This is a genomic window from Mesorhizobium sp. B2-3-2, from assembly GCF_006442295.1.
Lineage (GTDB): Bacteria > Pseudomonadota > Alphaproteobacteria > Rhizobiales > Rhizobiaceae > Mesorhizobium.
On record NZ_VFWA01000006.1, the window covers coordinates 149,782 to 163,107 of the forward strand.

Annotated in this window: 9 protein-coding genes; 7 read left to right on the plus strand and 2 right to left on the minus strand. The window is 62.7% G+C overall.

Going from position 1 to position 13,326, the window contains the following annotated elements; genetic code table 11:
* Both FJ964_RS16950 and FJ964_RS16955 read left to right on the plus strand, forming a co-directional pair.
* Entirely contained in the window at positions 1-1,380 is a 1,380-nt protein-coding gene (locus tag FJ964_RS16950) for a TolC family outer membrane protein (RefSeq protein WP_140551544.1), read from the plus strand.
* Between the two features lie 257 nt (positions 1,381-1,637).
* A complete protein-coding gene (locus FJ964_RS16955) occupies positions 1,638-2,471 on the plus strand; it encodes a PopZ family protein (protein WP_140551442.1) in 834 nt (277 codons plus the stop codon).
* 43 nt (positions 2,472-2,514) lie between these two features.
* Here FJ964_RS16955 and FJ964_RS16960 read toward each other — a convergent pair whose 3' ends face one another.
* Positions 2,515-3,768, minus strand: coding sequence for an MFS transporter (locus FJ964_RS16960; RefSeq protein WP_140551443.1), 1,254 nt, complete (start codon positions 3,766-3,768; stop codon positions 2,515-2,517).
* Entirely contained in the window at positions 3,765-5,285 is a 1,521-nt protein-coding gene (locus FJ964_RS16965) for an FAD-dependent oxidoreductase (RefSeq protein ID WP_140551444.1), read from the minus strand. The genes FJ964_RS16960 and FJ964_RS16965 overlap by 4 nt, the downstream gene beginning before the upstream one ends.
* 43 nt (positions 5,286-5,328) lie before the next feature.
* Between FJ964_RS16965 and FJ964_RS16970 the strand changes: the two genes are divergently transcribed.
* From FJ964_RS16970 to FJ964_RS16990, 5 genes are all read left to right on the plus strand, one after another.
* Positions 5,329-5,826: a MarR family winged helix-turn-helix transcriptional regulator gene (locus FJ964_RS16970; RefSeq protein WP_140551445.1), complete on the plus strand. Its 498-nt coding sequence runs from the start codon at positions 5,329-5,331 to the stop codon at positions 5,824-5,826.
* Positions 5,827-6,081: 255 nt separating this feature from the next.
* A complete protein-coding gene (locus FJ964_RS16975) occupies positions 6,082-8,865 on the plus strand; it encodes a valine--tRNA ligase (RefSeq protein ID WP_140551446.1) in 2,784 nt (927 codons plus the stop codon).
* A 361-nt stretch (positions 8,866-9,226) separates the two neighbouring features.
* Complete coding sequence (locus tag FJ964_RS16980) at positions 9,227-10,447, plus strand: OmpP1/FadL family transporter (RefSeq protein ID WP_140551447.1); 1,221 nt, start codon at positions 9,227-9,229, stop codon at positions 10,445-10,447.
* 304 nt (positions 10,448-10,751) lie between these two features.
* The gene (ilvD, locus tag FJ964_RS16985; RefSeq protein WP_140551448.1) at positions 10,752-12,476 is read left to right on the plus strand and encodes a dihydroxy-acid dehydratase; all 1,725 of its coding nucleotides are present in this window, start codon (positions 10,752-10,754) and stop codon (positions 12,474-12,476) included.
* Positions 12,463-13,311, plus strand: coding sequence for a tetratricopeptide repeat protein (locus tag FJ964_RS16990; protein WP_140551449.1), 849 nt, complete (start codon positions 12,463-12,465; stop codon positions 13,309-13,311). The genes ilvD and FJ964_RS16990 overlap by 14 nt, the downstream gene beginning before the upstream one ends.
* Positions 13,312-13,326: the final 15 nt, after the last annotated feature.

Genomic DNA, 13,326 nt, shown 5'->3' on the forward strand with positions numbered 1-13,326 from the left:
GTGCCGTCTCTACGCAAGTCACTTTTCACCGCCGTCCTCGTTTCGGCGACCGCGCTTTCCCCGCTGGCCGCCTCGGCCGAAACCATCTCCGGCGCGCTTGCAAAGGCCTATCAATACAATTCCTCGCTGAATGCCTCCCGAGCCGGCGTACGCGTCACCGACGAGAGCGTGGCCATCGCCAAGTCCGGCTGGCGCCCGACCATCACCGGGACGGCCGACGCGAATTATGTGAATACCCGTGCCAGCGGCGCCAACGTCAAGACGGGGTCGGCCAGTGTGGGCATCGTCATAAACCAGAGCCTGTTCGACGGCTTCCAGACGAGAAACAATGTGGCGGCAGCCGAATCGCGGGTCAAGGCATCCGTCGAAAGCCTGCGCAACACCGAGGAGAACACGCTGTTGAGCGCGGCCACGGCCTATATGGACGTGATTCGCGACCGGCAGATCGCGGTGCTGACGGAGCAGAATCTGCAGTTCCTGACCGAGCAGGCGCGCGCCGCGCGCTCGCGGTTCGAGGTCGGCGAAGGCACGCGCACCGACGTTGCGCAGGCCGATGCGTCGCGCGCTTCCGCCGTGGCGTCGCTCAGCGCCGCTCGCGCGCAGGCGCTGGCAAGTGCGGCGAGCTATCACCAGATCGTCGGTGACGAGCCGGGCAAGCTCAGGCCTGCCTCGCCATTGGCCAGGCTGCTGCCGCCGAGCCTCGATTCGGCGATTGCCATCGCCTCGGCCGAGCATCCGGCGATCCTTGCTACCCAGCATCTGGTCGATGCGGCCGCGTTTTCGGTCAAATCGTCCGAGGGCGCATTGCTGCCGCAGCTTTCCGCGTCGGCCGGCATTTCGGAGGATTATCTGCATCGCAATCCCGACCTCCAGGGGAGCAACGGCGGTTCGACCTCGGCTAACATCGGTGCGACACTGACGATCCCGATCTATTCGGGCGGCCGCACCTCGGCGGTCGTGCGACAGAACAAGGAATCGCTTGGCGAGGCCCGCATCCAGGTCGACGTCAGCCGCGACCAGGTGCGCCAGGCCGTCGCCTCGGCATGGTCGCAATACACCGCCGCACAGCAGAGCGTCGCCGCCAACAGGCAGGTGATCGACGCCGCGCAACTGGCGCTGAACGGTGTCATCGAGGAACGCAATGTCGGCCAGCGCACCACGCTGGACGTGCTCAACGCGCAGGCCACCGTCATCACCGCCAAGATCAACCAGGCAAATTCCGAGCACGACGTGGTGGTGGCAAGCTATGCCATCCTGTCGGCGATCGGCCGCCTCTCGGCCGAGCGCCTTGCGCTGCAGGCGACGAAGTACAGGCCTGAAGAGCACTACAACGCCGTCAAGGACAAGTGGATCGGCCTGCGCACGCCGGACGGCCGCTAAGCTCCACAGATTCGAGTAGTTCTCTAGAAGCGGCCCGGCGTCGATCGAAACGCCGGGCCGCTTCATTGTTTGCGCAACCGCGCCGGCAAGCCGTCACATGCTTTTCGACGAATTTCGCTAATCTGTTGAAATCCCACATGTCCCCAGAATGGGGATTCTCGTACGGCGATCCGTCGGTTACGCTGTCGCCATGATTCGAATCCGGCTTTTTCCGGAGCGGAAATCTGCAACAGGTCACAAGGGCGGCGGATGTGACGATGGCGACGGCAAGCAGCGCACAGCGCGAACCTTCCATGGAAGAGATACTGGCTTCCATCAGGAGGATCATCGAGGACAGCGACAGCGGCCGCAAGCAGCCGGACGATGCCGATGACTTGCGGCAGGATCTGAAGCCGGCGGCGGGTGCTGCTCCCGACGTCGATGCGTTCCGCGCCGAATTGCATGCCGCTCCCGAGGTCAGGAAGCCGGTCACGTTGGCGGAGGTGCAGGCACAGACATCGGCGGCCGACCCGACGGTCGCGCGCATGGAAGCACCGGAGCGAACCGATCCCGTGGCGCCAAGGGCATCGATGACGCTTGCCGAGGTGAGCGCCCGGATCGCCGCCGAGCCGCTTCCCGCCGAAAGGACCGACAGGCCCGCGGCGCCCGAAGCCGGCGCGGCAAGCGATGCCATCGTCGCCGATTGGCGCCGCGAGATCGCGGCGGTCGGCGAGCAGGCGAAGGCGATACCGGGCATTCGCAAACCGGTTGCCCAGCCCGAAGCGCCGGTAGACGAGCCGATACCGGAGCCGGCGTTCGAGCGGGCCCCTTCGATCGCCGCCCCGGCGAGCACCGACGAGGCGCGCAAGGCGGCGGATGAAACGCCTGCGGCCCGTCCGGCAATCCTTTCCGAGCATACGGGCCGGCAGGTCGCCGCGGCCTTTGGCGAACTCTCCGACGCCTTTGCCAGCCGCAGCAAGAAGACATTCGACGAGATGGCCGAGGAGATGCTGCGGCCGATGCTGCAGGACTGGCTGGACAACAACCTGCCGACGCTGGTCGAGCGTTTGGTGCGCGAGGAGATCGAGCGCGTAGCGCGCGGAGGACAATGATTTTCCGGACGCTTTAGGCAGCTAGTTGGACACCGTTGCGCATTCACACTGGCGGCGCAGGCACGGCAATCTCGGGGTCGGCATGGCGAGGAAGGCGGGTGGCTGCAATGATAGCTCCGACGATGGCGATTGCCACGACCACGCCGCTCCAGGCTTCATATAAGCCCAATCCAAGGATAAAGCCCGCCAAAACCGGTGAAGCGATATCGGTTACCGCGACCAGGGCTTGACCCGTTCCAATGGCGACCCCCTGTCGCTCGGACGAGACATGGACTGACAGCGCCGCGAGATAGGTGGGCTTGGCAAGAGCGTCGCCCGTACTGATGCAGAGCACGGCGAAGGCGAGGACGGGAATTGTGCTCGCCATCCCGGCGCTGACGAAACCTGTGCAAATGAGGGCGAAGATCAGGATGATCAGTCGACGCTCTGAGAAAAACCGGCCGAGCCGTCTGAGCAGGAAAAGCTGAACGAGAATGTTGATCACACCGTCTGCCGCGATGATGTAGCTGAACTCGCTTGGTCCGAGAGCGTGGCCGTTCCAGACGAACCTGTCGGCAAGAAAGATCGGAAGCTGCGAGGTGTACATTCCATAGGCGAGGAAATGGCATAACATCACCACCATGAGCACCCGGATCACCGGAGAACTGGTTACCGCCCGCAATGAGACTTTCTCCCGATCGGCCCCGTCCGCGCCCTGTCCCATCACCTTGCCGCCGTTCAGGCCGAAGGTCGTCACGACAACACCGGAAGCCGACAAGGCCAGTGCCATATAGATCGGGGTGGTCAGCGATATCTCCGACAGAATGCTTGAAAAACCTGCACCGATGGTTCCTCCGAGACCGAGACCGGCGTTTACGACGCCGATCGCCTGGCGTCGGGTCATCGCCGAACTATTGTCTGCTGCATAGGCCGCCGCAGCCGAGAAGTTGCCGGCGGTGAAACCGAACAGGAAGCGAGCAAGCAGGACGGCCAGGATGCTCTGCGCCTGGGCGAGCAGCAGCAGGCTGACGACTGCCACCATCTGGCTAGCCAGAAGAACCCGCTTGCGTCCGAAACGGTCGGAAAGCTGGCCGAGCAAAGGCGATGCAGCGGACTGGCTCAGCGCCTCGGTGGAAAGGACGAGGCCAAAGACGAAAGGGCTCGCCCCCATCTCACGCAAATAGAAAGGCAGGACGGGTAGAACCGCACCGATCCCGGCGGCATAGAGGGTGACGACAGCGAATAAAGGCAGCATCAACCGCCAGTCGAGCCTGTCCGGCGCGCCAACTTCGTTCTTCGAAGACATCTCGACGCTCATTTCGGTTCTTCTTCGGGTTGGACTAGGCCCATGCGGGCCAAATAGATTTCGAGCTCCGCGGTCCGGTCCGCGCCAAGAATCGCGATCGCACCGACATACCCGTCCGGCCGGATCAGCACACAGTCGCCCGGTGCCAGTGCATAAGCATCGCGAAGGTGTCCCCAGGCATCGATGACATCGCCTTGCGGGCCGATGTAGTGGACATGCAGCCCCTGGCGTGGCGCAACCGTCTCTCTCCCGGCTCGATGAACAAGCAGCGTCCAATGCGGCCCTTTGAGCAGTTGGAACAGTCGCCATGGTTGGCCCGCCGCGCCCCTGATTTGGGCATCCGGCGCGCGGTCCCCCGCACGCGGGCCGCTGCTGCGTTCGGCCAGTTCCCTGGAGAGCGACGAGTCCGGATAGCCGATATCGAGCTGGCGCACCTCGCGGCCGCGGTGCATTCCACCCTGTTTCTGGGCGTCGAGCAGCCGCGTCGAAAGGCCGAGAACCGATTCCGCGACCGGACGCCGTTCCTGCTCATAGGTGTCGAGCAGGCAATCATCCGCGCCGCCGAGCACGGCGGCGAGTTTCCAGCCCAGGTTATAGGCATCCTGCACGCTGGTGTTCAGGCCTTGGCCGCCGGTTGGCGGATGGATATGAGCCGCATCCCCGACGAGGAATACCCGATCGACCCGGTAGCGATCGGCAAGCCGGGCGTTCATCAGGTAGGCCGATGCCCAGGCGACCGAATCCACCTGCACGTCGGCGCGGCCTGTCCGCTCACTAATCAAGCGCCCCAGTTGTTCTGCCGAGAGGTCCACTTCGCCGTCCAGCGGAATGGGTGCCTGAATCTGGAAGAGATCGGTTCCGGCGAGCGGGCAAATCGCGACCATTCGCTCCATGTCACCGTCGTTGAACTGGTGCCACGCATCGCGGTCCAGCCCGGTCAACAGCACATCCGCTACGACCGCACGCACGCCAAGCGTCTTGCCGGGGAAATTCAAGCCGAGCGCGCCGCGCACGAAGCTGCGCCCGCCGTCCGCTCCGACAAGATAGCGTGCGCGAACGGTTTGCTCGCCATTCGGCCCCGCAAGACGTGCCATGACACCGTTTTCGCCTTGCTCGAACCCAACCAACTCACATCCGTACTCGACCCTATGGCCTAGTTCTGCCAGCCGCTCTCGCATGATCCGCTCGGTGAGGAATTGCGGAATCATCAGCGCGATAGCGTAAGGCTCTGCCGGCGTCGGATCGGGGCGCTCGCCGGTGTCCTTTTCGATATAGCTGCCGTCATCGCCATACACGCGCATCGGCGGATAGACGCCGCCTGCGGCAACGACCCTGTCGAGAATGCCGAGGTCTTCGAAAATCTCCTGTGTCCTCGGCTGGATGCCCTTGCCGCGCGAGCCACGGAAAGGTTCGCTCATCTTCTCAATGAGCTGGAAAGATATACCGCGCCGTGCAAGCTCGATCCCCAGCGTCAGGCCAGCCGCTCCCGCGCCGCAGATGAGCACATCTGCCGCAAAACCGTTTGTCATGTCGATCTCCTTGTGTGTAAAATGCACATAATGGAGAGTCGGAGTGCCGTCAATGAAAAATGTGAAAAATACACATATTGGAAGTCATCAGATTCGCGAGCTCCACGGAGCGCTGATCGAGATTGCCAGCCTTATGAACCGGCCTCAGCGCGATGAGCAGATGGTAAAGGAGGCCGGAATTGCGCTCGACCGCGCACTGTTTCCTCTGCTGGTCGGGATAGAGCGGCTTGGGCCGATCGGGATAGTGGACCTCGCCGACCGGGCTGGCCGCGATTACACCACTGTCAGCCGTCAGGTGGCGAAGCTCGAAAGCCTTGGCCTGGCCGTGCGCCGGCAGAGCGAGACAGACCGCCGCGTGAACGAGGCCGTCGTCACGCCAAAGGGCAAGGCGATGACCGACAAGATCGACGCTGCACGAGAGAGAAACGCTCGCGCCATTTTCGAAAGCTGGGACGCACACGACATCGCCGAACTCGTGCGGCTTATGCGCAAGTTCGCCGACGCTATGAAAGAAAAGCCGGAGGACTCCAGCGCGCCCTGAGACGTCGCGCTATTCCCCGTTTCGCACGACCCGAGCTGATTGGGATTGGGCGGCGTCGGCGTGCAATGCCTCTCCGGCTGGAGCCGGTGACAGTGCCGACGCCACCAGGGATTGTCGCATACCGGACAGACACTATCTGAACGGTGATCCTCTTTCTGTTGTGCCGGTTGCCGAGGCGGCCCCACGGTTGACTCGATCAAAGCCTTCCGATTTACACCGGACCAGCAAAAATCCGACAGCGCGGACCATTTTCCCATGCTCGAAAAGACCTACGACGCCAAAACCGTCGAACCGAAGATTGCCAAGGTGTGGGAAGAGGCCGACGCGTTTCGCGCCGGCGCCGGCGCCGAGGAGGGGGCTGAGGCCTTCACCATCGTCATCCCGCCGCCCAACGTCACCGGCTCGCTGCATATGGGGCACGCGCTTAACAACACGTTGCAGGACATTCTCGTGCGCTTCGAGCGCATGCGCGGCAAAAATGTGCTGTGGCAGCCGGGCATGGACCATGCCGGCATCGCCACGCAGATGGTGGTCGAGCGGCAGTTGATGGAAAAGCAGATCCATCGCCGCGACCTCACCCGTGAACAGTTCATCGAGAAAGTGTGGGAGTGGAAAGCCGAATCCGGGGGCGCGATCCTCAACCAGCTGAAGCGGCTCGGCGCCTCGGCCGACTGGTCGCGCGAACGCTTCACCATGGATGAGGGCCTGTCCAAGGCTGTGCTCGAAGTGTTCGTCACGCTCTACAAGGAAGGCCTGATCTACAAGGACAAGCGCCTTGTGAACTGGGATCCCAAGCTGCTCACGGCGATTTCCGATCTCGAGGTCGAGCAGCAGGAGGTCAACGGCAATCTCTGGCACTTCCGCTACCCCGTTGAAGGCGTGGCCTTCGATCCGGAAAACCCGAAGACCTTCATCACGGTTGCGACCACGCGTCCGGAAACGATGCTGGGCGACACGGCCGTCGCCGTGCATCCGGAGGACGAGCGTTTCCGGCACCTTGTCGGCAAGAATGTCGTCCTGCCGATCGTCGGCCGCAAGATTCCCGTGGTGGCGGATGAGTATTCCGATCCGGAGAAGGGCTCTGGCGCGGTCAAGATCACGCCGGCGCACGACTTCAACGACTTCGAGGTCGGCAAGCGCCACAAGCTGCCGGCGATCAATATCCTCACCGTCGAGGCGGCGCTAAACCTCAGGGACAATGAGGATTTCCTCGCCGGCCTCGAGGTGACGCCGGAGCGCCAGGCGGTCTGGGACGAACTCAACGGCCTCGACCGCTTTGTCGCGCGCAAGAAGATCGTCGAACTGATGGAAGAAGGCGGCTTCCTCGACAAGGTGGAACCGCATCGCCACGCCGTGCCGCATGGCGATCGCGGCGGCGTGCCGATCGAGCCGTTCCTGACCGAGCAGTGGTATGCTAACGCGGCGGAACTCGCCAAGCCGGCCATCGCCTCGGTGCGAGAGGGGCGCACCAAGATCATACCCGCGAATTGGGAAAAGACTTACTTCCAGTGGATGGAAAACATTGAACCCTGGTGCATCTCGCGCCAGCTTTGGTGGGGTCACCAGATTCCGGCATGGTATGGGCCGGACGGCCGCGTCTTCGTCGAGAAGACCGAGGAAGAAGCGCTGAGTGCCGCGATAGAATATTATCTGGCGCTCGAAGGACCCTGGAAGGCCTGGGTCGAGGACAAGCTCGAGAATTTCCAGCCGGGCGAGATCCTGAGCCGCGACGAGGACGTGCTCGACACCTGGTTTTCGTCGGCGCTGTGGCCGTTCTCGACGCTGGGCTGGCCGGATGAGACGCCGGAACTGAAGACCTACTACCAGACCGACGTGCTGGTGACCGGCTTCGACCTGATCTTCTTCTGGGTCGCCCGCATGATGATGATGGGCCTGCACTTCATGGACGAGGAGCCGTTCCACACCGTCTACATGCACGCGCTGGTGCGCGACAAGAACGGGCAGAAGATGTCGAAGTCGAAAGGCAACGTCGTCGACCCGCTCGACCTCATCGACGAATATGGCGCCGACGCGCTGCGCTTCACGCTGACGGTGATGGCGGCGCAGGGTCGTGATGTGAAGCTCGATCCCGCCCGCATCGCCGGCTACCGCAATTTCGGCACCAAGCTGTGGAACGCGACGCGCTTCGCCGAAATGAACGAAGTCGCGCGCAACGACGATTTCTGGCTGAACGACGCCAAGCTGGCGGTCAACCGCTGGATCCTGACCGAGCTGACACGCGCCGCGCGAGAGGTCACGGAAGGCATCACCTCATACCGCTTCAACGAGGCGGCGGGGGCGGCCTACCGCTTCGTCTGGAACCTGTTCTGCGACTGGTATCTGGAGCTGCTGAAGCCGGTGTTCATGGGCACGGACGAGGCGGCCAAGGCCGAAAGCCGCGCCTGCGTCGCCTTCGTGCTCGACGAGATCTACAAGCTCCTGCATCCGATGATGCCGTTCATGACCGAGGAACTTTGGGCGCAGACCGCGGGTGAGGGCAAGGAGCGCGCTTCGCTGCTTTGCCACGCCGCATGGCCGTCGCCGGATTTCGAGGACGCTGAAGCGGCCGCCGACATCAACTGGCTGGTTGATCTCGTCTCCGGCATTCGTTCCGTGCGTTCGGAAATGAACGTGCCGCCGGCAGCCATCGCACCGCTGATGGTGATCGGAGCCAACACGCTTACCCGCGAACGGCTGGAGCGCCACGCCGCCGCGATCAAGCGGCTGGCGCGCGTCGGCGACATCTCGCAGGTTGACGCCGCACCCAAGGGCTCGGCGCAGATCGTGCTCAACGAGGCAACGGTCTGCCTGCCGCTCGGCAGCCTGATCGATCTCGCCGCCGAGGCCGCGCGCTTGCAGAAAGAACTGGCCAAGGTGACCGAGGAGATCGCACGCCTGCACAAGAAGCTGTCCAACGAAAGATTCGTCGCCAGCGCACCGGCCGAGATCGTGGAAGCCGAGCGTGAAAAGCTGGCCGAATACCGCGAGGCGCAGGGCAAGCTTTCGGTTGCGTTGGCCAGGGTTCGCGAAGCGGGTTGAAGGCAGATTCGGGAGGCTTTAGGACCCTCTAAAATGGGGTGGCTTTTTGCCTCGAAAACCGGCATTCCGTAGCGTTAATGTTGACGTAAACGGAAGTTTTTGCCCCATTGTTGCCATAATGTAACAATGGGGCGTCTGACTGCTCAAAACTACTTATTTTTGGCCCTTTTGGCCGATTTTCTCCCGCTTTTTTGAGTGCGACGCCCCCGGCGGACCGTTTTTTTTGCCTTGCCGCGCTGGTCTGCATTTTGTCCGGAATGCGTCCGGTGGACATGTACATGTACGCCCCGAGAATTCGTTGTTGCACCGTTAACCTGAATTGGTTCTAGCTGGATGCACTGACTATTCGGGGAGGACATCCATGAACAATCTGCGTCTGAAAGCACTGCTGGGGGCAGGGTGCTTTTCGCTGGCTTTGCTGGGGACGGCAATGAGCTCGGCACATGCCGGCGGCCTGGAGCGCGGCGGCTACGATATCGACCTCCTGTTCGATCCGGCTCCGTTCACGACGGACGCGGAAGCGACCTACGTGATGCCGGATCGCAAGTACGAGAATGCGCGTGGTCCCGGCGGAGCCAATCTCGGCCTGGGTACCTCGGCCGACGGAGCCGAGGGTTATTGGGTACCGCGCATAGGAATGAAGGCCCAGATTGTGCAGGGCGTCGACTGCATGGTCGATTATTCGCAGCCTTGGGGTGCGCATACAGCGCCTGGTATGTGGAACGGCGCGCTCTCTAACATCGAGACCGATATCAAGAGCAACAACTACGCCGGCACCTGTTCCTACAAGTTTGATGCAGGCAAGGGCCAGCTCCGCTTTATCGGCGGGTTGTTTTACCAGGATATCTCGGGCTTCAAGGAAAGCTTGGTCAATCTTGCTCCCGTATTGACGGGTCGTGTCGATCTGGAGGCTAGCGGTTGGGGCTGGCGCGCCGGCGTTGCCTACGAAATCCCTGACATCGCGCTCCGCGCCAGCTTGGTCTACAATTCGAAGGTCAAGCTCGACAACATTTCGGGCACACTCACCTTACCAGCTATTCTTGGAGGTTCTCGGCCGATCTATGGCGCAGAGGAGTCGATGCCGGATTCGCTGGAACTGAAACTGCAGTCCGGTATTGCACCTGGCTGGCTCGCCTTCGGTTCAATCAAGTGGGTCAACTGGAGCGTGCTGCAAAGCGTTCCGATCTGCCCAACAATTGCGCCTGGGGCGGCTTGCTTCACGAACGGTCCGGGTCAAGTGACGTCGCTCGACCTGATGTATCGTGACGGCTGGACCGTTTCAGGTGGTATCGGCCACAAGTTCAATGATCAATGGAGTGCCGCCGGTCAATTGACTTGGGATCGTGGCACCTCGCATGGCTATGGTGCGCAGACCGATACGTGGACCCTGGGCGGCGGCGTCGCCTATACGCCGCAGCCCAACATCGAAGTGCGGCTCGCTGGAGCGGTCGGCGTTTTGACCAGCGGCCATTCGGGGACATTGGCTGGTGAGAACGGCTATGTTGCAGGCGAGGATGCCAGCTACGATTTCGGGAATGATCTGATCACGGCGATCTCTGGTGGTGTGAAGATCAAGTTCTAAGTCTCTGTAAAATCGAATGAAAGGCCGGGCAATGCCCGGCCTTTTTCGTTGCGGGCTATGGCCGAGCCTGTCGGCCCCAGGGCTGCGTTGCAGATAAACCGCGCCGGCTCCGCCTCGTGTCGTTGTGATGTTTTGGCAACACTTTCTGAACAACCCCTGCGCTAGAAGTCAGGCCGAGGAAATTGCCCATTTCCCGCCATAAACCCGGCGCACCTCGATCTTGTCTCGGGATACGCGCCAAAAGGCTCGGCGATGAGGCAGGCCGCACCGCCCCTTGCGAGGAAGATGTGGGGCAAGGAAGAGTATGGACGCCAAAGTCATCTCCAAGGCCAAGCTCCCCAGCCGCTATGTGACCGTCGGTCCGGCGCGTGCGCCGCATCGTTCCTATCTCTATGCCATGGGCCTGTCGGCGGCCGAGATCGCACAGCCGCTGGTCGGCGTCGCCTCCTGCTGGAATGAAGCGGCGCCCTGCAACATTTCGCTGATGCGCCAGGCGCAAGTAGTCAAGAAGGGCGTCGCGGCCGCCAGCGGCACGCCGCGTGAATTCTGCACCATCACCGTCACCGACGGCATCGCCATGGGCCACCAGGGCATGAAGTCTTCGCTGGTGTCGCGCGAAGTCATCGCCGATTCGGTCGAGCTCACCATGCGCGGCCATTGCTACGACGCGCTGGTCGGGCTCGCCGGCTGCGACAAGTCGCTGCCCGGCATGATGATGGCCATGGTGCGGCTCAACGTGCCGTCGATCTTCATCTATGGCGGCTCGATCCTGCCCGGCAGCTATCGCGGCCGCCAGATCACCGTGCAGGATGTGTTCGAGGCGGTGGGCCAGCACTCGGTCGGCACGATCGGCGATGCCGAACTGCTTGAAATCGAGCAGGCCGCCTGTCCGTCGGCCGGCTCCTGCGGCGCCCAGTTCACCGCCAACACGATGGCGACCGTGGCCGAGGCGATCGGCCTGGCACTGCCCTATTCCTGCGGCGCGCCGGCGCCTTATGAAATGCGCGATCGTTTCAACTTCGCCTCCGGCGAAAAGATCATGGAACTGATCGCCAGGAATATCCGGCCGCGCGACATCGTCACGCTGAAAGCACTGGAGAACGCGGCAACGGTGGTTTCGGCCACTGGCGGCTCGACCAATGCGGCGCTGCATTTGCCGGCCATAGCGCATGAGGCCGGCATCAAGTTCGACCTGTTCGACGTCGCCCGGATTTTCGAGAAGACGCCATACATCGCGGACCTCAAGCCCGGCGGCAAATATGTCGCCAAGGACATGTTCGAGGCCGGCGGCATCCCGCTGTTGATGAAGACGCTGCTCGACCACGGCTACCTGCATGGCGACTGCCTGACGGTCACTGGCCGCACTTTGGCCGAAAATATGGAGCATGTTGCCTGGAATGAACACCAGGATGTGGTCCGCCCGGCCGACAGACCTATTACCCAAACCGGCGGTGTCGTGGGCTTGAAGGGAAACCTTGCCCCCGAAGGCGCGATCGTGAAGGTCGCGGGCATGACGGAGTTGAAATTCTCCGGCCCGGCGCGCTGTTTCGATTCGGAAGAGGAATGTTTCGAAGCGGTGACGCATCGCAACTACCGGGAAGGCGAAGTTCTCGTCATCCGCTACGAAGGGCCGCGCGGCGGACCTGGCATGCGCGAGATGCTGTCGACGACGGCGGCACTCTACGGCCAGGGCATGGGTGGCAAGGTGGCGCTGATCACAGACGGCCGTTTCTCGGGCGCGACGCGCGGCTTCTGCATCGGCCATGTCGGGCCGGAGGCAGCCGTTGGCGGTCCGATCGGCCTCATCAGGGACGGCGATGTGATCTCTATAGATGCCGTGAACGGCACGATCGATGTGGCGTTGTCCGATAGGGAACTGGCTGCGAGGGCAAAGAGTTGGAAGGCGCGCACGACCGACTATCAGTCGGGCGCGATATGGAAATACGCACAGACGGTAGGTTCCGCCCGCGACGGCGCGGTCACCCATCCGGGCGGTGCGAAAGAAACACACTGCTATGCGGACATCTGAGTTGTTGAAGTCAACGCCAGAGTTGTTGAGGTCGTCTGTCCTTCCGGCACTGGTCGCGTTGGCGATCTTTGGCGCCGTCGGCCAGGCCATGGCCTTCGACGACAAGGTGTTCGACGACAAGACCGGCGTGAAGCCGCAGTCGAGCCCCTGGGCGGTGTTCCAGTTCGGTTTCTCCGCCTACAAGAACGGCCACAAGGAACAGGCCGCCGAGGCCTATAAATACGCCGCCGAAAACGGCCAGATCGGCGCCACCTGGAAGCTTGCCCGCATGTATGCCGAGGGCGACGGCGTGGCGCGCGACGATTACGAGGCGTTCAAGTTCTTCTCGGAGATCGTCGATCAGGACGTCGAGCCCGGCTCACCGGAAGAAAGCTACGTTTCCGACGCGCTGGTGGCGCTGGGCGACTACCTGCGCAAGGGCATTCCCGGCAGCCCGGTGACCGAGAACGAAGTGGCGGCCCAGGAATATTACATGCGCGCCGCCGCCAACTACCGCAATCCGAATGCCCAGTTCGAGATGGGGCAGATGTTCCTGAAGGGCGAGGGCGGCGTGAAGGCCAGCGTCAAGCAGGCCGGACGCTGGTTCCAGCTCGCCGCCGAAAAAGGCCATGCCGGCGCGCAGGCGACGCTCGGCCATCTCCTGTTCCAGAGCGGCAAGATCGTGCGCGGCCTGGCGATGATGACGGCAGCACTCGAACGTGCGGCGCCCGCCGACCAGCCCTGGATCCGCGGCATGCAGGAAGAGGCCTTTGCCGCCGCCGGCGAAGCCGACCGCCGCACCGCGATCTCGCTCGCTGACGACATCCTGACCAAGGGTACCAACGCGGACCAGTAGGCGGTCCGACTGCTG

Excerpts from the sequence above, each read along its gene's own strand:
- FJ964_RS16955 (WP_140551442.1), top strand. The coding sequence starts at position 1,638 with ATGGCGACGGCAAGCAGCGCACAGCGCGAACCTTCCATGGAAGAGATA.
- FJ964_RS16960 (WP_140551443.1), bottom strand. The coding sequence starts at position 3,768 with ATGAGCGTCGAGATGTCTTCGAAGAACGAAGTTGGCGCGCCGGACAGG.
- FJ964_RS16965 (WP_140551444.1), bottom strand. The coding sequence starts at position 5,285 with ATGACAAACGGTTTTGCGGCAGATGTGCTCATCTGCGGCGCGGGAGCG.
- FJ964_RS16975 (WP_140551446.1), top strand. The coding sequence starts at position 6,082 with ATGCTCGAAAAGACCTACGACGCCAAAACCGTCGAACCGAAGATTGCC.
- FJ964_RS16980 (WP_140551447.1), top strand. The coding sequence starts at position 9,227 with ATGAACAATCTGCGTCTGAAAGCACTGCTGGGGGCAGGGTGCTTTTCG.
- ilvD (WP_140551448.1), top strand. The coding sequence starts at position 10,752 with ATGGACGCCAAAGTCATCTCCAAGGCCAAGCTCCCCAGCCGCTATGTG.
- FJ964_RS16990 (WP_140551449.1), top strand. The coding sequence starts at position 12,463 with ATGCGGACATCTGAGTTGTTGAAGTCAACGCCAGAGTTGTTGAGGTCG.